This is a genomic window from Clostridium sp. BIOML-A1, assembly GCF_009874105.1.
In the GTDB taxonomy this organism is placed as follows: Bacteria; Bacillota; Clostridia; order Lachnospirales; family Lachnospiraceae; genus Coprococcus.
This window is the reverse complement of sequence record NZ_WWTL01000003.1, coordinates 65,457-84,645: the sequence shown is the minus strand read 5'-3', so window position 1 is coordinate 84,645 and position 19,189 is coordinate 65,457. Positions and strand designations below refer to the sequence as shown.

The 19,189-nt window shown below is 51.8% G+C and carries 16 protein-coding genes and 1 pseudogene; 1 reads left to right on the top strand and 16 read right to left on the bottom strand.

Annotated elements, in window-relative coordinates; all coding sequences use genetic code 11:
• Positions 1–9: 9 nt before the first annotated feature.
• The 11 genes and pseudogenes from GT641_RS03115 to GT641_RS13115 form a co-directional block, all read right to left on the bottom strand.
• Entirely contained in the window at positions 10–1,563 is a 1,554-nt protein-coding gene (locus GT641_RS03115) for a type IV secretory system conjugative DNA transfer family protein (RefSeq protein WP_347562834.1), read from the bottom strand.
• Positions 1,550–1,756: a hypothetical protein gene (locus GT641_RS03110; protein WP_161116804.1), complete on the bottom strand. Its 207-nt coding sequence runs from the start codon at positions 1,754–1,756 to the stop codon at positions 1,550–1,552. The genes GT641_RS03115 and GT641_RS03110 overlap by 14 nt, the downstream gene beginning before the upstream one ends.
• 10 nt (positions 1,757–1,766) lie before the next feature.
• Complete coding sequence (locus GT641_RS03105; RefSeq protein ID WP_161116803.1) at positions 1,767–2,654, bottom strand: ArdC-like ssDNA-binding domain-containing protein; 888 nt, start codon at positions 2,652–2,654, stop codon at positions 1,767–1,769.
• A 6-nt stretch (positions 2,655–2,660) separates the two neighbouring features.
• Complete coding sequence (locus GT641_RS03100) at positions 2,661–3,458, bottom strand: PcfB family protein (protein ID WP_161116802.1); 798 nt, start codon at positions 3,456–3,458, stop codon at positions 2,661–2,663.
• Complete coding sequence (locus GT641_RS03095; protein WP_161116801.1) at positions 3,442–4,830, bottom strand: relaxase/mobilization nuclease domain-containing protein; 1,389 nt, start codon at positions 4,828–4,830, stop codon at positions 3,442–3,444. The genes GT641_RS03100 and GT641_RS03095 overlap by 17 nt, the downstream gene beginning before the upstream one ends.
• Positions 4,821–5,159, bottom strand: a complete 339-nt coding sequence (locus tag GT641_RS03090; RefSeq protein ID WP_148341801.1) for a plasmid mobilization relaxosome protein MobC — start codon at positions 5,157–5,159, stop codon at positions 4,821–4,823. Before GT641_RS03090 ends, GT641_RS03095 begins: the two co-directional genes overlap by 10 nt.
• Positions 5,160–5,321: 162 nt before the next feature.
• Complete coding sequence (locus GT641_RS03085) at positions 5,322–6,371, bottom strand: YodL domain-containing protein (RefSeq protein ID WP_161116800.1); 1,050 nt, start codon at positions 6,369–6,371, stop codon at positions 5,322–5,324.
• A complete protein-coding gene (locus tag GT641_RS03080; RefSeq protein ID WP_161116799.1) occupies positions 6,368–7,330 on the bottom strand; it encodes a DUF3991 and TOPRIM domain-containing protein in 963 nt (320 codons plus the stop codon). Before GT641_RS03080 ends, GT641_RS03085 begins: the two co-directional genes overlap by 4 nt.
• 28 nt (positions 7,331–7,358) lie before the next feature.
• A pseudogene (locus tag GT641_RS03075) lies at positions 7,359–7,673 on the bottom strand (DUF3848 domain-containing protein); the annotation flags it as partial.
• A gap of 99 nt (positions 7,674–7,772) precedes the next feature.
• Positions 7,773–13,850, bottom strand: coding sequence for an N-6 DNA methylase (locus tag GT641_RS03070; protein ID WP_243143682.1), 6,078 nt, complete (start codon positions 13,848–13,850; stop codon positions 7,773–7,775).
• A gap of 1,106 nt (positions 13,851–14,956) precedes the next feature.
• Positions 14,957–15,256 (bottom strand): TnpV protein, encoded by a 300-nt coding sequence (locus GT641_RS13115; RefSeq protein ID WP_243143681.1) that lies wholly within the window; start codon positions 15,254–15,256, stop codon positions 14,957–14,959.
• 40 nt (positions 15,257–15,296) lie between these two features.
• On the opposite strand from GT641_RS13115, the gene GT641_RS13110 reads away from it, so the two are divergent.
• Positions 15,297–16,166: a hypothetical protein gene (locus GT641_RS13110; RefSeq protein ID WP_243143676.1), complete on the top strand. Its 870-nt coding sequence runs from the start codon at positions 15,297–15,299 to the stop codon at positions 16,164–16,166.
• Here the strand turns inward: GT641_RS13110 and GT641_RS03065 are convergent.
• Genes GT641_RS03065 through GT641_RS03045 form a run of 5 tightly spaced genes read right to left on the bottom strand, consistent with a single transcriptional unit; the run spans position 16,154 to position 19,137 of the window.
• Positions 16,154–17,092: a hypothetical protein gene (locus GT641_RS03065; protein ID WP_161116796.1), complete on the bottom strand. Its 939-nt coding sequence runs from the start codon at positions 17,090–17,092 to the stop codon at positions 16,154–16,156. The genes GT641_RS13110 and GT641_RS03065 overlap by 13 nt on opposite strands.
• The gene (locus GT641_RS03060; RefSeq protein WP_161116795.1) at positions 17,092–17,676 is read right to left on the bottom strand and encodes a hypothetical protein; all 585 of its coding nucleotides are present in this window, start codon (positions 17,674–17,676) and stop codon (positions 17,092–17,094) included. The genes GT641_RS03065 and GT641_RS03060 overlap by 1 nt, the downstream gene beginning before the upstream one ends.
• On the bottom strand, positions 17,651–17,902 hold the full coding sequence (locus GT641_RS03055; protein ID WP_016565302.1) for a hypothetical protein: 252 nt from the start codon (positions 17,900–17,902) through the stop codon (positions 17,651–17,653). Before GT641_RS03055 ends, GT641_RS03060 begins: the two co-directional genes overlap by 26 nt.
• Positions 17,903–17,915: 13 nt before the next feature.
• Positions 17,916–18,830 carry a hypothetical protein gene (locus GT641_RS13060; protein WP_204986395.1) on the bottom strand — a complete coding sequence of 305 codons (915 nt, stop codon included), beginning with the start codon at positions 18,828–18,830 and terminating at the stop codon, positions 17,916–17,918.
• A 10-nt stretch (positions 18,831–18,840) separates the two neighbouring features.
• Entirely contained in the window at positions 18,841–19,137 is a 297-nt protein-coding gene (locus tag GT641_RS03045; protein WP_161116794.1) for a hypothetical protein, read from the bottom strand.
• Positions 19,138–19,189: the final 52 nt, after the last annotated feature.

Here is a 19,189-nt window from a genome sequence, read left to right as displayed (position 1 = left end):
TGTCCCTGTTCATGATAAATTCAAGGCAACTGAACTCTTCACGAACAAGTATGGCATATCACGACCGCTGATCTGATAGTTGGTGGAATAGTTTCCGCTTCGCCCGGAACTCTTTCCGTAAGTGTTCGTGTCGATGGTTTCCTTGCCCAGCAATTCGCTCACATATTTATGGGTGGACTGCTCGTTGCCACCCAAGTAGAGGAACTCATCGCAGTTGCCGACGATGGATTCCCACTGCTTTTCAAACAGTGCCTTGAGCTGTGCCAAGTTCTGAAGAATGATGGACACAAACACGCCACGGGAACGCATAACGGAAAGGATCTTATCGAAGTCGTCCGGCAGGCTGACATTGGCGAACTCGTCCATCAGGAAGTGAACGGGAATTGGCAATGCACCGCCGTGAATATGGTCAGCGGAAAAGAATAGCTGCTGAAATAGCTGGGTATAAAGGATGCTGACCAAGAAATTGAAGCTCGAATCGTTGTCCGGGATAATAGCGAACAGTGCCACTTTCTTTTCGCCCATAGAAGCAAGGTCAAGCTCATCGGTGCAGGTCAGTGCCGCCAAGCTCTCCAAGTTGAACTTTTCAAGCCTTGCGGCAAGGGTGATCTGAATGGATTTCAGGGTCTTTGCCGAACCGGTGTGATAAGACCGATAGTATTTCAGAGCGATGTGGTCGGGTCTGTCCAACTCCAAATCGGCAAACAGGCAGTCCAGCGGCGAGGGTCGTGGATCTTCCTCATTGTCGATGGCAGCCGCTTGCAGCATCTCCATTACCATTGCAAAGTTCTGCTCATCCTCCGGCGCTTCGTAGTGAAGATAATAGACGAGAGCAGACAGCAGCATTGAAGCTGAGGTATCCCAAAAAGGGTCGTTACTTTGTGACCCCTTTGGCGTTGTGCTCTTGAACAGGTTTGTCACAAGCCGTTGCACATCGTTGTCCGAGTGGAGATAGACAAACGGATTGTAGCAGTGGCTCTTTTCCATTGAAATCAGGTCGAGAACTCTGATCTCGTAGCCCTTTTTCTCCAGCAGATTTCCCATATCCCGGACGATTTCGCCCTTTGGGTCAAGAATCACGAAGCTGGTATTTGCCTGCATCAGATTCGGTTTGCAGTAAAAGCGTGTCTTACCGGCACCGGAACCGCCGCAGACAAGGGTGTTCAGATTGCGGCGGTGTTTCTTGCCGTTGAGTCCGATACGGACTGCCTGCGTCATCAGCTTATTTTCGGTCGGTGGGTTCTGCCGGTATTTCTTGTCCACGGCTTTGGCATTGCCCCATTTTGCGCTGCCGTGTTCCTCCCGGCGTCGGTAGTTCCTGCGTGTCGAGAAATAGATGCCGATGCCCATTCCATAGCAGAGAAGCAAAACGAGGACAGTTTTTACGCTGTCCTCGCAAAGCTCTATATGAAATGGGTCGCTCATCACATTCATCAAGCTCGGCAGTATCTCCGGCAAGCCACCCTTAACGGATGGTGCAATGAGAAGTCCGAGCCACGCAATCGGCAGGATGCCGAGTACGGCGAGAATGATGGATGTCTGTCTGTCGTTATCTCGATTCACGACAGGAGCATTCCTTTCTTTCCACTACCTTGAACTTTTTCTTTGGGGCATACCCGACCTTGATGATAAGATCGTCCACGGCATCGGTGGATTTACCCTCATTCATCAGTTCGGTTTTGGTATCGTTCAAAGCTCGAATCACTACGCCGTGTTCATAATCGTCCAAGGCGATGTGATAGCGTTCCTCTTTCATCGCTCACACCTCATCTTTCCTGTTCCTTGTTTCTGTCAGCACGGCGACGGTAGATTTCCTCCGACACACGGGAGCCGATCTCGCTCATTGCAGAACGGGTCTTGGAAAGCTCCGCACGGATTTCCTTGGGGGACTTGCCCGCCAGCTCCTCCGGGATACGGTCAATGGCGAAGTTCTTCACATCCACTCCGAACTTGCGGCAGAGCATATAGCCAACGCATACGGCAGAGAAGCCCATATCCCTGCGGCTGTATGCTTCGCAGTTCATTGCAAGCTGAGCGTGACCCAACTCCTGTGCCACGCACTGGCAGAGCGCAACGCTGTTCCCAATGTCCCTCTTGATATAAAGGGTCTGATCCTCGTTCTTATAGAACGCCCCCATATTGGGAGAAGGCAGCTCCTCCACAGTGCTTACATCAATGGGAGCCGTGTCGAGCATAATCGCCACAAGTTTTCGGGGGTCACGGTCAAGGGTGGGTGCAGCAGGCTTCTTGCCGCTGGTCTGCGCCACATCGAATACCTTCTTGACATTGTAGGCAATGCCGGTAGAGCCGTCATTCTTGGTGTATTCAACAGGTTCAAGAATGGACAGGCTCTTAGCACCCTTGTTGACCTTCACGCCGTCCTCCTGCCAATCACGAAAATCCTTGAGCTGAGTTGCCTGCGGCTGTTGTTTATAAATGAGCAGAGCGTTGGCGGCAGAGTAGCGATCCATTCGTGCCTGCGTATCGAGATATGCCCTAAACTTGTCGGGGTCGCTGACGATCTCAGTAGCGGTGTCGTCGATCATCTGATACACGGCATCCTTCTCCGCCTTTTTCTTGGCGGCGTATTCCTCCGGGGAGAGCTGCGGACGAGCCGCAGCCCCGGACTTCTTGGGGGTGAAATTGTTAGTCATAACTGATTACCTCTCTTTTGATTTCTTATGCTTTTTCGGCTGGGTGTGAACCGTCTGACGGTTCGGTTCCGGAGTCTTGCTTTTCTCCTTGGAAAGCGCAGGCTCGGCACGGTCTGCTTCTTTGTCAGCTTTTGCAGCAGTCTTGTAGCGTTCCAGCTTTTCTCTCACGGAAGGCTTCTTGTCTGCCTGCTTTGCTGTACCCCGGTCAGTAACCGTACCGCTGATCTCGGAGCTTCGCTCGGACGGAGGGCTTTTTTCCGTCTTTGCGACCGTAGGGTTTTCGTGGGACTGACCTTCTTTCTGCAAAGGCTTTCCCATTGCTTCCTCCACGATGATCTCGCCCTTGGTTTTTGTCGGAACTTCCCGTGCCACCGCTTCACGGTCAGCCTTGTCCTGCTCCGCCTGCGTGATAACGCCTGCCTTATCGACCTTGCCGATCTCGAAGCGTTCCACAATGCGCTGAATTTTGGAAGCGTCCTCTGCACGGGCGATAATATCCACGGGTACATCATCTCCCTTGGCGCTCTTATCTCTCAGGACACAATAGAGAACGCCATAGCGCTTTGCCTGTTTGGTGAACTGTGCCAAGTCCTTGTTCGGGATAGAAAAGACTTTCAGTTCCTTGCCGGACTTGATCATATTAGTGAGCCGTGCCTTGCCTTTGGTCTGTTGTTCCTGCTTCAGCACGGACACGAGAAGCAGGGCGACATTCTTTGCCGCCGAGCCTGTAAGTTTTGCGGCGACCTCAAAGCCTTCAAGCGAGAGCCTGACGACCTGTTCAGCCGCATCACCGCCGTTGTTCATAGTTGCGGTTCTCCTTTCGTTTTGATTTTTCTTCCTCTGTCCGGACTGCATCTACCTTTTCCTCGATGACCTTGGAACGGATGGCGATGTCCTGACAGAGCTTGACTTCCTTGCGTAGTTCCTTCAACTTCTCGGTAAGAAGCGAGATACTTGCCTTTGCCTGTGACAGCTCTGCATCTGTGATGTTCACTTTTCGTATTTCATTTCGGAGGTGCGTTCTGTCGGCAGTTAAGGTCTTGACTTGCTCCTCGACCGAGTGCTGATATGAAAAAAGCTGCTCGTCTGTACCGATGTGGTGCTTGCCGAGCAGCGTGACTTGTTTGGTGAGTTCATCTATCTTCATCAAATCTTCTTTGAAAAGGTAGTGAACTCGTGCGTGATTCTGTTGTCCTGCCTTGTACTTCGGCAGATAGCCGAGCCGGTAACAGTAGTAAAGGTACAGCCCATACATACCGCCGACTTTTCCAATTCTGTCGCTCCGTGTTCTGAGCCGGTATTGCTTCGGTCGGTAGATTTTCGGCTGGAACGGCTCGAAGTCGATGTTATCACGGTTTTCAATGAGCCGTTGCGTAATGCGCTCTTTGGTGTATTCATCACCGAGCCTGTGCAGTCGGATGGGGCGTTCATCGCCCTTGCCTTTGATTGTCCAATACTTCCGTTTGGGATTAGAGCCGAGGGTGTAGCCCATCTCGGACAAATGATATTCAAGCTGTCGAAGATTGTGGCTCATTGCAATGGCTTCATCCAAGGCGGCACGGGCGAGGTTGTAGCGTGTAGGCATACCGGCTTTGTCCTTTTGCGTCAGGATGCGGGGCGATTGATAGGCTTCCGGGTTCTGTACCACAGACAGTCCGTGTCCCAAGCAGACCTCATCGGCAATATGGCGGAAGTACCACCACGCTTTCTCTTTGTTCTGCAATCGCTTGCCGTCCCTGAACGAAACGGAGTTCACAACGAAGTGGCAGTGAAGATGCTCCGTATTCAGATGCGTTGTCACAAGGACTTGAAACCGGTCGCCCCACATTCTTCCTGCGAACGCCATACCAACCTGCTGTGCAAGCTCCGGGGTGATGTCGGTTTCCTCAAAGCTGAGATAACCGTGATAGGCTTGGATGCCATCCGGCTTGTCGAATTGCTCTTTCACCGTGATGAACTGCTCACGGGCAGTTTGCGGATTACAGTGGATGCCCTCGCAGAACAGCTCCCGTTCTGTTTTCTCTCCGTCCTTTGCATAGGCGACTACATCACGGAGTGCCTGATAATCGGCGTCGCTGTACTTCGACTTTGACTTTGTGGTTTTCTCAGGATTGGAAGCGTAGTCGAGAACGGTCGCAAGGCGAACCGTGACCGGCCACAGCTTACTTACTGCCATTTCAGGTTGCTCTCACCGGGACGAAGAAACTGACGCTCCATATCTGCCTGAAACTTGTGCAGGCGATCCAACTCACTGTTCAGCTTCTGCGTGTCGATAAAGCCGAGTGCATTTGCCTTAACGGAGATCTGATGGATGTTATTGCCGATGGCGGAGAACTCCCGCATCGCATCATAGAAACGGTCATCAGGCTTCTCCTTCGGCTCATATCCACGGAGCAACAGACGGACGAGCGCCGCTTCAGACAGGCAGGTTTTCTTTGCTTTCTTCTGCAAGTCCTGCGCTTCGTCACGGGAAAACCAAAACTGCTTCTTGATCGTTCTTTTCATAAATGGATTTCATCCTTTCTTTTGAAATGTGTTGTGCTTCTTGCACGGGGTATTAGGGGGTTCCCCTAACGAGCGATTTACTGTTTTTGCCCGGTAGGAGTAAAAACAGTCTGCTCGTTAAGATAATACAGAGCGTTCGGGGGAACCCCGTTCTCATTGAGATCAGCGTTCTTTGTCCGCCCTGGCGGGCTTAAAAGGCACAGCTACGATCTCATTGTTGACTCTCATAAAGCGTTCGGGGAATTTGAATTTCTCACGGTATTTCTCCGCAAGGTCAGGCGGGAGGGACTGGAACCTCTCTGCATCAAAGGGAGCATAGGCAACAAAAAACTTCCCGCAGATAATGTCCAGCATCTCACGGGAAGGCTCCATCATATAGCACTTTTCAATTTTCCAAGCGTTCTCGCCAAACATATAACCGTCCAGTCTGACGCACGGGTCAGTTCCGTCAAGGCACGACCCGAAGATGGAATAGCCACCCATTCCAGCCTGAAACGCCTTGTTGTTGGAGCTGACGCCATAGGTTCTTGACCTCTCATCGTATGGCTTGTCAAAGCTGTCCTGCGTGAAAACGATATAGCCGGAAAGGTGTTCTTTGCCCTCATTTTCCGCTTCACAAAAGCGGTTACGCATCTCGGCAAAGGTCATTTCAACGGCTTGTGGCTCTCCATAAACCGCCCGATTCGGGGTCAGTCCATTGACCTTGCCCTCTTCATTGCAGATGATGGCGACCTCATCCTCAAAGGGCATATATTCCTCAATATCGCCGCCGACCACTGTCTGCATCGCCTCCAAGGTATCGTCGATCTCAATCATCTTGGGATACTTGTTCGGCTCAACAAGCAGAACGGAAATCTTTCCGCTGCCTGCTTCTACCGGTTCCTTGCAGAGCGCTTTGTCGAAAGAAATCGCCTTGAACCCGATGCTGTCCACGAAGTAGAAGCTGGGATTCAGGGTGTCGCTCTCCCTGATTTCGACTACATCCGACACAGAAAGAGAGCGTCCTTTGTAGTCGGCGGGATGGTCGATATTGAACTTCTCATAGATGGTTTCGAGGGAATTGCAATCGAGTTTCCCGTCATAAACTCGGTCATAGAGGGCGGGATCGACCGCCTTGGAGTGCTGGAATCGTTCAAGGGTATCCAGCCCCAAGAAGCAGACACGGTTGTCGTCCCGATCTGTGTTGATCTGATAAATGCTAAACTCAGTCATCGTTCATTCGTCCTTTCTTTTGTTTTGTTGCGGTGGATACCGAGCTGGAAACAAAGAAAGTCATTGTAGTCCTTGCCGCAGGGCGGAGGGCTGTCAATGACTTCATACTTGCTCGGCAATATGGTTTTCAGCGCAAGGCTGGCTTTTCTCCCGGCATTATCGTTATCGAAGTGCAGGAGAATTTTCTTGATTTGCGGCTTCTCATCGAGGTACTTCACAAGAGCCGCAGGGGTAGTGCTGTCCTCGATTCTCTCCTTGGGCAGATACACACCAGCGAGGGAAACGAGGTTGTCTTTACGCCAATCTCTGCCCGCCATCTTTTCAAGCGTCGCATAGGAAAGCAGGTCAATGGCACACTCAAAGAGATGCACCGTGCCGCTGTCGCTATCTGCGATCCGAAAAGAATAGTGCTTGTCACTGCCGGAGCAGTCACCCAAAACACGGCGGTCATTGGTCGCTCGGTAGGACGCATAGCGAGGGATATTCTTCTCATCAAAGCCCACGCACACAAGGTTGTGATACGGCAGGCTCTCGAAAATCAGCCCCTTGTTAATGCAGTATTGGATGATGGCATAGTCGATGCCCCTGCCGAAAAGATACTCTGTAATCTTATCTGTGGAAGCACTTTTATCCGGCAGAAGCAAGATTTTCGGCTCCGTTTTCTGCTTGGGTTTGACCGTCACTGACGGCATCACCGCCGTCTTTCCCATCAATGTTTCGACCGCTTCTACAAAAGAACAGCCCTTGACTTTCACAAGATAATCAAGGGCATTGTAGCCGCCGATGCGTTGTGACCACCACATCCACTTGCCGTTAGAAATCTTCAAGCTGTCGTGGGTGCGGGTGGTATAATTGTTTCCGGAAATGCGGACAAGCTCCTGCGGCTCACAGCTTTGCAGATAGGTCAGCAGGTCGATTTGCCGTGCCTGTTCTACCACCTCCGGGGGGATATACGGCATAAAATCACCTGCTTTCCCGTTGCTGTTTCTTCTCCTGCCGTTGCAGGCTCTTATCCGCTTCCGTTTCGATGGCGTCCCGGATGGTATCCATATGCTCGGTTTCTCTGTCCCGGAACTCCTTATACACATCACTCAGAGGACAAGGGGAACGAAGCAAAGCCCTTGCCTTTTCCGGCTCAAGCTCCAGCTCCTCCATACACATCACGATGTCCTCCCGCATCGTGTATTCGTAGGTATGATTGAGAATTTCGCACGGCTCCTGACGCACAAGCCAGTCCCGGTATTTGTCCTGTTCGGCTTTCATTTTCTCGTAAAGTCGAGCGTTGTAATCTGTTTCGTTCATAACGAACACCTCCTTCAAAATAGAAATAGCCGCCTGATTTCTTTTGAAAACCAAGCGGCTATGTGTCGGCAGTATGAGATCATTCCCATACCGCATTAGTCAGCGTTCCAAGTCCTTCGGTTTCTTTTCGGGCGATTCATCACCCTCATCGGGTTCACCGCCGACGATCTCGTTCTCACGCTTATCCACATTGAGCAGGGCGTTGAGTTCGTTCAGCCGGTCGGTCTTGGCTTTCAATTCTTCCTCCTGCGGGAACGGTCTTTCCACATCGACCTTCGCAGTTTCAAACTGCTTTTTTAGGTTATCCAGCTCCATTTCGTTCATCTCTAAACGCTTTGGAAGTCCCTCCAGCGCATTATCCAAACGGGTGATGTTGCCGAAGGTGTCCGTGCCGAGGGTTACGGGATAGCCAAGCTCACCCTTGAGCCGCACTTTGTATTCTCTTGCTTCAAAGTACAGCTCCATCGTAAAGCCACGGTACTCACCAAGGGGGATGGGGTCGGGATTTGTCATTGTCTTACACGCCTCCAAGATGGCGTTGCCGGCATCCGCTTTCTCTGAATAGAAAGCACCCTTGACTGTCATACCAACAAAGGTTTCATCAGACGGCTTCGGGTGCTCTGCCACTCTTTCCATATCGGATTTTAGTCCCGCAATTACATCAGCTCGCCGTGCGATCTCCTGCGGATAGAACTTGATGATCTTATCCTCCAAAGCATATTTTTCGGAAAGGAAGCTGGACTTTAAGAGCCGCAACTTCTGAACCTGAATGTCCAAGTCCATCTTCTCTTTGATGTGGGGATTGCCGGTCGCCAGCATTTTGATTTCAGCATAGGACAGTGCGGTTTCGTCAATATCTTCGCAGGAGCGTACCGGCGATTTGCTGGTCATTATCTGCGAAGCGAACTTCTGCTTGCCTTCCACGAGCTGATATAAGTAGGCATCAAAGGTTTCTTCCGTTACAAAACGGTAGATGTGAACCTCTGCATTTTCGTTGCCTTGCCGGATGCTTCTGCCGAGCCGCTGTTCCAAGTCAGACGGTCGCCACGGGCAATCGAGATCGGAGGATGCGGCAAGTTTGTTCTGCACATTCGTACCGGCTCCCATCTTCTGCGTACTGCCCATCAGGATGCGGACATCCCCTCGGCGTACCTTCTTGAACAGCTCCAGCTTCTTTGCTTCGGTATCTGCTTCGTGGATGAACTTTATCTCATCGGCGGGTACGCCACGGGCAATCAGCTTCTGTCGAATGTCGTCATAGACATTGAAGGAGCCATCGTTTTTCGGCGTAGACAGGTCGCAGAAAAATAGCTGGGTCAACCGCTTTTCACTGCCACGCTCCCAAGTTTCAAACATAGCGTCCACGCAGGCGTTGAGCTTGCTGTCCTCAAAATCGGGGAGCAACGGATTGATAAGTCGCTGATCAAGAGCCAGCTTTCTGCCGTCGTTGGTGATCTTGAGCATATTATCTTCCTTGGCATCAACCATACCGTTTCGTACCCTCTCGGCTCTCTCCGCAAGCTCGGCTACCATCTGCTTTTGGATTTCAGAAGGCTTCACCGAGATATTGTGAAAGACCGCTTTCGGCACTGGCAGGTCGAGCATATCCGCTGTTTTGATGTCTGCGATTTCCTTGAACATCGCCATCAGCTCCGGTAAATTGTAGAAGCGGGCAAAGCGTGTTTTGGCTCGGTATCCCGTTCCTTCGGGTGTTAGTTCTACTGCCGTAATGGTTTCTCCGAAAGTGGAAGCCCAGGCATCGAAGTGCTGCAAGTTGTTCTGAACAAGGGTGTTGTACTGCAAGTACCGCTGAATGGTGTAAAGCTCGACCATTGAATTGGAGATCGGCGTTCCTGTCGCAAACACTACCCCACGCCCTCCGGTCAACTCGTCCAAGTACCTGCATTTCATAAAGAGGTCGCTGGATTTCATCGCTTCGGTTTGGGCGATGCCGCCTACATTCCTCATTTTTGTAAAAAGAAACAGGTTCTTGTAGTAGTGACTCTCATCGATAAAGAGTCTGTCTACACCCAACTCCTCAAAGGTCACTGTATCATCCTTTTTGGATTGGTCGTTGAGCTTATCGAGCTTCTGCTTGACAGATTTCTTTGTGCGTTCCAGTTGTTTTACGGAGAAGTTATCTCCACGGTTCTTTTTCAGTTCCGTAATGCCCTCCGTAACTTCATCAAGCTGCTGTTCGAGGATCGCCCGCTGCCGTTCAATGGACATCGGTATTTTCTCGAACTGCGAATGCCCGATAATGATGGCATCGTAATCGCCGGTGGCAATTCTGCCGCAGAACTTTTTGCGGTTCTTTGTTTCAAAATCTTTTCGTGTAGACACCAGCACATTAGCGGATGGATAGAGCTGCAAAAACTCCGCCGCCCACTGTTCGGTCAAATGGTTGGGTACGACAAACAGGGATTTACTGCACAATCCGAGCCGTTTGGACTCCATCGCCGCCGAAACCATCTCGAAGGTTTTCCCTGCGCCCACGGCGTGTGCAAGCAGCGTATTCCCGCCGTATAGGATGTGCGCCACCGCATTTCTTTGGTGTTCCCGAAGCTCGATTTCCGGGTTCATACCACTGAAAACGATGTGGCTTCCATCGTACTCACGGGGACGCAGGCTATTGAATTTATCGTTGTAAAGGCGGCAGAGCCGTTCTCTGCGCTCAGGGTCAGACCAGACCCAATCCTGAAAGCCCTGCTTGATCAGCTCCTGCTTTGCCTGTGCGATTGCCGTTTCCTTCTTGTTCAGAATGGCTTTCTTTTTGCCGTCTGCGTCCTCTACATAGTCGAAGATGCGGACATCTTTAAGGTTCAGTGTTTCCTCGATGATCTTATAGGCGTTGATGCGTCCCGTACCGTAGGTGCTGTATGCCTTCACATTGCTGCGGTCATAGGACTTGCCCTCAATGTTCCACTCGCCGGTATAGGCAGAGAAATGAACCTTGATGTTCCACTGTGCGTACCTCGGTGTACCCAAGAACTCAAACATAAACTGTTCGACAATTTCGGTCGGCAGCCAAGTAGCACCAAGCCGAACGGCAATCTCGCTGGCGGTCAGGTCTTTGGGCTGCACCCGTTCCAGTGCTTCCACATTGACGGTATAATCATCGGGGTAGAGCTGTGCTGACCTGCGAGCAAATGCCAACTTTTCCCGGACATTGCCGGAGAGATATTCGTCTGCCATCAGATACTTTGCCTGTGTGGAATTGCCGTACCCGTGCAACGGGTTCAGAAAGATAACGCCCTTCAAGTCCGCAAAGATTTCTTCTTCGGTCTTGCCGGTCAGCTCGCACATATAATCCATATCCACACGGGCTTTTTCGCCCATAGAAACGGCAAGTGCTTCACTGGCGGTATCTGTGGAAGTGACCGGGGTGTGTGGCTTGATGGTTCGCTTGTAGAATATATCCGCCTTGCGTTCCAGCTGTCCTTCATCGCCCAAGACCTCAAGAGCCGAGAGCAGAGAAAAAGAGCTGTCCTGCGAAAATGCGGAGATGTTGGCACGGCTGTTGATAAGTCCGTACTGCCCCGAAAAGGTATCATAAAGAGCGTTTAATCGCTCCTGCTCCGCTTTAATTTCCGAGTCGGGGTAATCCTCCGTCTGCAATTCAATCAGCGTTCTGACCGAATCACGGATGCGGATCATACCCTTTATGCGGTTCTCTGCGGTAGCCGATACCTCCACCGGAGCCATACGGCTGTTTTCTCGGAAGTAGATTTTATCGTCCAGCACCGTATAGGAGAAGTTACGGACGGTAGGATCTGCGGGAATGGAATTGTCCTCCTCAGCAAGCTCATCCTCCACCTCATACGCAGTCAACTCACCGTGAATATTGGAAACGGCTTCGCTGAGTTGCTGCGCAAGGTCTGCCCCCTCGTAAGGGACGCAGGTGGCTTCGGGACCGAAACGCCCCGACACCATTTTCATCTCTCCGAGTATCATTTCGGGATGCTCAACAAAGTAGCTGTTCATCAGGATACCGTTTTCATCCGTTCCGAGCTGTACCCAATCCGGCTCTATATCCACAATGCGGTCACGCTTTTGCAGAATAAGAATGTCCGAAACGACTTCCGTCCCGGCATTTCCCTTAAAGGTGTTGTTCGGCAAACGGATAGCACCAAGCAGGTCAGCTCGCTGAGCAATATACTTACGGACAGCGGAGTTTTCCTTGTCCATTGTGCCTTTGCTCGTAATGAGCGCCATTACGCCGCCCGGACGGAGCTTGTCCAAGGATTTGGCGAAGAAGTAGTCGTGGATGAGAAACTTGTGCTTGTCGTAACGCTTGTCAGGGACTTTGAAATCCCCGAAGGGTACATTCCCCACAACGGCATCAAAAAAGCTGTCGGGGAGGTTGGTTTCCTCAAAGCCCTGTGCGGCGATAGAGGACTTTTGATATAACTGCTGTGCGATGCCGGCAGAAACCGTATCCAGCTCCACACCGTAGATCTTGCTTTCCTTCATTTCTTCGGGAAGCATACCGATAAAATGCCCGATGCCGCAGGACGGTTCCAAGATGTTGCCCTCACGGAAGCCAAGCTGTTTCATCACCTTATACACGGCATTGATAACCGTTGGCGGCGTGTAGAAAGCGGTCAGAGTGCTTTCCCTTGCGGAAGCGTATTCCTCCGGTGTCAGGATGTTTTTAAGCATCCCGAACTCTGTCTGCCAAGAACCGGCTCGCTCATCAAAGGCTTCGGGAATACCGCCCCAGCCAACATACTTGGAAAGAATGATCTGCTCGTCCGGTGTGGCGAAGCGGTTTTCTTCCTGACACCTTTTCAGAACGGTGATCGCTGCATAGTTGCGGTGGAAGCGCTCTTTCTTGTTGACCTCCTCGACCTCGTGAGAAGCAAGGTCAAAGGTATGACGGTCTGCCATTGGGATTTCGGGATGAATATCAAAGGTCTGCACCCGGCTTTTCTTCGGATGCTCCCAAACAGGGGTAAGGGGTGCTTCTACCTGTGCAAGTTCTTCCTCGGAGAGATAAACAAGGTCGTCAAAGGACAGTGCTTGCAGTCCTTTTTCGGTCAGTTCTTCAAGGGACGCATACTGCTCACTGCGGACGACCTTGCCATCTGCAAGAGTTTCGATGCGGAAATCCACAAGATTGACCCTTGCCTGTATTTCGTGCTTGTCATCCTCTGTGGTGGTGTAGGCAATACCTACATTGGTAAGATCGGTGTAGTCCGCACCATCCTCACGCTGATACTCCTCACGGCAAAAATCATCAATGAGATGCTTCGCCGTATCAAGGGAGGCTTCGGTACGCTCAATGGGAGGAATCCCTTGAAGCTGTTTCAGATAGTCGTTTGCCTGCCATTCGCTGGCAAACTCCTCACTGACGCCCTCCTCGTCTACATAGATTGCGCTGCGGGTTTCATCCCAGACCGCATAGCCGTTTTCTGTTTCAATGACGGCAAATCGTTCCGTAAGATACGGGCTGTCGATGATCTCAAAGCCCTTGGGCGGTGGGTCAAGCTGTGCGATAAAACCGTGCGGAATCGTGTTGCCGTCCTTGTCCTTATACAGAACAATGCTCATCGGCACACCGTAGTAATTTTCCTCCTTGATGTCCTTCTCAAACTGATAAGGACTGGTGTACTCGATGCTTTCACCGACCTTGCCGTCCGTGCCGAGATAGTCGATCCTGCCGATAGGTTTGGACTCGACTGGAGCTTCCTTTGTGGTGGAAACCACGGTACGGGTACTGCGTTCGCCGTCCTCCAAAGAGTTGACCTCAACATCGTACCCTCTGTCGGTCAGCATTGTAAGGTAGGTTTCCAAGCGGTGCTGCGGAAATCCTACCATTGGGACACGGGTGTTGTGATCGACGGCACGGGTAGTCTGCACCAAGTCAAGAGCTGTCCCTACGACTTCTGCATCATCAGCATAGGCTTCAAAGAAATCGCCCACCTGATACAGCAAAAGGCTACCCGGATTGTCTGCTTTGGTTTTAAGATACGCCTGATAGAACTCCGGCAAAGCAGCATCCTTTGGCTTTTCTCTTTCTGCCGCCTGTCTGATACGCTCCACAACGCGCTGCGGCAAGTCCTGCACATAGAAGGTGATCTCACCTTCGGGGGAGATGTGGGCAATGTTCTGATAGTCCCCATTGACCTCCACGGCACGGTTCCAAACGGTCAGTCCGTTGCCGAGATAGCCCATCCCGATGTCATACTCGACCGCCTTTTCTTCGGGCTGTTTAATAGCGACCTTCAAATGGTCATTCAGCGGGTTCTCCTGCACCTTGCTGTCGAACTCTGCTCTCGTCATTTCCTTGTTGAAAAGCGGAAACTGCGTATCATAGAGCATTACACGCTCATCATCAAAGGACAGGATTTCATACTCGTTTGCGCCGAGATAGACGGTGCTGCCGAGGTGGTACTCATATCGCTCATTTTTCGGCTCTGCCTTTTCGGAAGGTGCGGTAGACAAGATTTCTCTCTTCCTGCGTTCCTCGGCAAGCTCTGCTCGGCGTTCCTCCTGCCTTTGCAACCATTCAGGATACTGTGCCTTTTCCTTGGGGTTCAGGTAACGGTCGAGTTTTATCAGCTCGGCAATGCGCTTCTCTACCTGACTCCATTTCAGGTCGATATGAGGTTTATCGCTTCCGATGCCTTTAGAAATACGGATACCTTTGCCGTCGTGCTGCTCATCAATATTGGCTCCGACAATAGCCGGATAGACTCCGCCCCAGCCGTATTCATTTTTCAGAAAATCTGCGTTTTCCTTTGCAGACAGGCTCTTTTGGAACTGCTCATAGATTCGCATTTTCCCCTCAGAAATGCCGCTGCCACGGGTGAGGACAGCATCGATGATCTCCTGAGAGAAAGTAAACGCAGAGGGCTTTCGTTCCTCTGCTCCTGCTGTCATCAAGCTCAACTGCCCGTCAATGGACGGCAGCGGCTTCATCGTGCCCTGCAACTCCCCAAGCAGCCGCATCGCTTCAAAGTGCTGGGCGATCACGCCCCAATCATAGAAACTCTGTGCCGTGCGGGAGAGATAACTGCCCTCCCAAAGCTGCAACACATTCCGATAGGTCTTGTAGCCCACACGCCGTCCATCGCTCAGAATGACCTCGGTATAGTCGTTGTTGAAAATGCGCTTGATATAAGAAATACGGGCGTTCTCATCAGCGGTAGCTTCAAAGAATGCCCGTATCTCGTCTTTGCTTGCTTTCAGGTGCGGCGTAGTGCCGAGGATTTCACGAACGGTGTCGTCGCCGCCAAAGAACGGCAGGCTTTTATCCTCGTGGCTTCGGTCGTAGTAGTCTAAGCGAAGATTACCTCCGCCATCACGATCTCCTGAACCCGGCTCCGGATACTGTTCATCTTCCGAACCCAGCTCATCATATCCGTCGCTTTCAGATTCTCCGTCACGCCCTCCGACGCTGCCATCTGCTCCGTCAGCATCTGTTCCAGCTCGTTCGCTCTGCGCTCCGTGTCGTTCAGATGCTCGTTCAGGGCGCAGCTCGTCAGCAGGTTGTAGTAGCGTACCTTGTGATGCTCCTTCAGGAACTTCTTCCGCATCCGGGCGTACCTGCCCATCGACAGCTCCGGCTGCTCCGGCATTGTCAGATTGGGGAGCAGATAATCCCCCTGCCTCGTGTAAGTGATCTCGTTCATCGTCAGGACTCCTTTCGGTTTTTTCTTTGCCTACATTGTAATCGGCTTTGGTTTTCTCTGCAATTATGCGATTTTGACGGTCGAGGGCAAGAATGGTGCGGGAAATCTCCGCAAGTCCCATCTCCGCAATATCGCTGGTGGCATAGCCGAGGGCGTTCAGCGTGGCAGGGGTCGTAAAATTCACCACATCCCGAAGATCATCGGGTTCAAAGTATTCTCCGGCTTCAATGCCCAGGCGGGTCATCGTCATATAGGCGACGCTGTTTCGCACCGCTGTTTTGAAAATGTGGGTGATTTCTTCTTCGGATACGCCGTCCAGGAAGCTGTCTTTCACGCTGTAAATCAGATCGGGGAGATAGTCGGGGATGTTGTCCTCTACGGCGTTTCTTGCCGCCGACTCGATGGCAACGGCGAGGGTTTCCTTGTCGTTCAACTCTCCGAAGGTGCTTTCCAGCGTATCGATCACCTCTGCCGTGTATTCGTCCCGCATTTGCCAAATGGGAACTCTGCGGGAAAAGCGGCTGGGATGCGTGTCGGAAATATCGAAGTAGTGGACAAGCCGCTGGCGGCGTTGGTCGGCATCCTCAAAAACGGCAATGCCGTGTGCTCCACGATTGACCCAACGCCCGAACTTCTGGTTCCAGTCGTCGATCTGAAGAACAGCGGTGGCGTCCGGTCGCTGTGCGTGAACCAAAAGTTGCTCATCAAAACGCAGACGGTAGTTGTAGCAGGCAGAGCGCAGAAACGCTTCCCAGCTTGCGGGATTTGCAACGACCGTTTTACAGGTTCGGTTATACAGCTCCGAGATGAAGTCGTATTTTCGTGCCATCGGCAGACACCTCCTTATCGTTCATAGTCTTTGGGTTTGATGGCTTTGCCGTTCTCGTCATAGCTCTTGGGCTTGGCGGCAATGGAGTCCCACCGGATCATAGAACCGGCGAGCATTGCCTGCTCCTGCGCCTTGCTGACACCCAGCTTTTCATTGAACTTATCCTTAATCGCTTCGTTCTCCGCACGATTCCCGTCGTTAAAACTTGTGGCGGTATAGCCCTTTTGCCAGCGGTCGATTTGAATGACTTCGCCGGTAGACGGGAGTATGGAATAGCACATCGGAGGCAAGGGCGGCTCCATTGGTGCGTAGGTACAGCCGCCTTGCTCCATACGCTCGGCAAACTCGCAAATGTGAAAGAGATTGCGTCCGACCTCTGTGTGATAGTTGTCAATATAGCGGCAGGGATAGCTTTCCGTCTTACCGTCACGGTCGGTCACAATGATGCGCTCGCCGTCGGGGATGCGGAACAGCTCTTTATAGTGGCTGTCAATAAAGCGAATATCCCGGTTGGCTTCTTCGATGTGCTTGTCCAGCCATTCCTTTACATAGCAGAGGCAGTAGAAGTTATAGTCGCCCCTCGTTGGATTACAGCGAAGCACGAACGCATATTTCTCGGTATCTGCTCGGAAGCCGAACTCAGTGGTATAAGCACCCTGCATTTCGCTTTCCTTGTTCTCACGCCCATAACGCACCATCTGAGAACGGCTTTGAAGCAGTCCGTACTCCTCGGAGCGCAGGGCGTTGATTACATCATCCAAGTCCCGCTTGAACTCATCGCTTTTCCATTGCGGTCGGGTATCAAACCAAGTGGTATAAAACTGATCGCCGCTTGAGCCGAAGTCCCCACGCAGATAACCGATATTGCCTGTCTGCCCTTGAAGCTGCGAGCTTTGAGCGTAGGTGTATTTGCGTTCGGGAACGGTCAGCGGTCGCAGTGTGAAATCTGCCATTATCTTGCGCCCCTTTCTTGCAGTGTTCGTTGTTTCGGGATGTCAAAGCCGTAAACGGCGGCGATCTCATCCCCAAGTCGCCGGGTCAGCCGGGTAATATCGGCTCGTGTGGCTTTGCCGTGATAGATTTTGTCTCTCAGGTTCTCCATCTGTGTTTCGGAAACGCCGTCTTTGAACACACGGTAAAGATAGTGATTTGTGCCGTCGTGGTGAGTAGCATCGGCACGAAGATCGCCGTACTTATCTACATACCATTCGGTATAGTCGGTGTCGGCATACAGACAATCTCGGATGTTGCCGGAGGGGATGTCCTTGTAGCCCATCACTCTGCCGTTCCATCTGCCGATGTCGCCAATGACAATGATCGGCTGGGAAAGCTGAACATTCAGGTTGACTCGCTCATCGGAGAGGTAGTCGTAATTGGTTTCCTCCATCCACTCATAGAGTGCCTGCTCATCATTCGGGTCGTCGTCCAGCTCGTTGGCTTCAAGGAACTCCTTGTAGTCCTCTCGCCAGTCGTCCACATCAAGGTTTTGGTTGCTCCAAATGATGTGGCGGTCATTCGGTCGTGTCGCTTGGCTCATCTGTTCCACCTCCCAAGTAAGAGAAAAGGCGGTTCTTTGCAACCTGCTCCTGAAGCTCGGTGATGACCGTCATATCCGGCACGGTCACATCGGGGATTTTCAGGATCGTCGGCAAGGTCAGCGCCTTCAAATCCTTTTCGGTTTTACAGCCTGCGTCAAAGAGCTTTGCCAGCACCTTCATTTTCTGCTGCAAGCCCTGTTCGGCTGCGGTTTTCTTTGTTGCCATTGCGGTATCCTCCTTATCGTTCATAGTCTTTGTTGCGGCTTGGTTTCGCCTTTGTTTTTCCATCAAAGTCCGCTTTCCCGACTTCGCCGCGCCATTCAAACATCTCTTTTTCGCCCGGACAGTAGAGTTTCCCGTTGTCCACGCAAATGAAAAGGTCGCAGTTTTTTATGCTCGCCCTTTCATAGAACGCCGAATGGTCATAGTGGCTTTTGTCCCCGGCATTGGGTTTGTCCGTCAGTCCGAGATCGTTATCTCTTGCCGTGTGCCTTGAAATGAAGTCCAGAGTGTCCTCCGCTTTTGTAAACAGGCGATAGGGGCAGAAATGCTTGCCGCCGTATTCGAAGATCAGCTTATTGCCCTGAATGTGTTTGAGTACGGTTGCCTTATTGACCGCCCAGTGCGGCATACATTCCGTTTTTACTTCACCCATCACATCCATTCGCTCATACCGGGTCGGTTTTCCGTCATAGAGATTCGTGCAAAAAACAGCGCTGCCACGGCTGTTTGCCGAAGCGCCGAAGCCGCCCGTTACGAGATAAAGCTGCCGGTCGGCTCGCCGGTATTCCGGCTTGAGAACAGCGGGGTTGATAGCGATGACCTTGCCGTTGATGTCATTTTTGTAGTGGTCGGGGATACAGTCCGCTTCGGTAATAACCGTCACGGGAATACCCAGCTTCTCAATCTCTGACCGGAACTGTTCAGCGTCCCTCTTGATGCGCTCCGCAAAGAACAGCGCCGCATCAATATAATCGTCGCCAACGGCACATTCGGAGTATCGCTGAAAGATGTCGTTGCGCTCCCCATAGCAGCACAGGAAGCGTTCGCCGTTCTTGTCCTGCTCGTTTTCAGCAAGGATGATTTCACGGAAGCCGATATTCACGGCACACAGGACGGTGTAATCGCCCACCATACGCTTTTCACTTTTCATAACCGCCACCTCAAAGAATATTGATGACGATAACAACGCCGCCGTCACTCTCCCTGACTTCCTTTCGGGACAGTTCGGGGAAAAGGGACTGCACACGCTGCCTTGCCCTGCGGATGGACTCAAAGCACGGCAGTCCGTAGAATTTGTAGTTGTATGCCAAGTCCCCCAGCGGTAGCTCGCCGGCACGGAGATCATCGGCATAGCGGTTGTAGTAGCGGTAATACAGCTTCATATCCTCATACCGTGTTTCCGGCGAATCCCGCAGGATCTGAAGCACTTTGTTTTCAACGGTATTGATTCGGTTCATTTTCTCCCTCCTTCTGGTAGTAGAAAAGGGGCGGAGTTTATCGCTCCGCCCC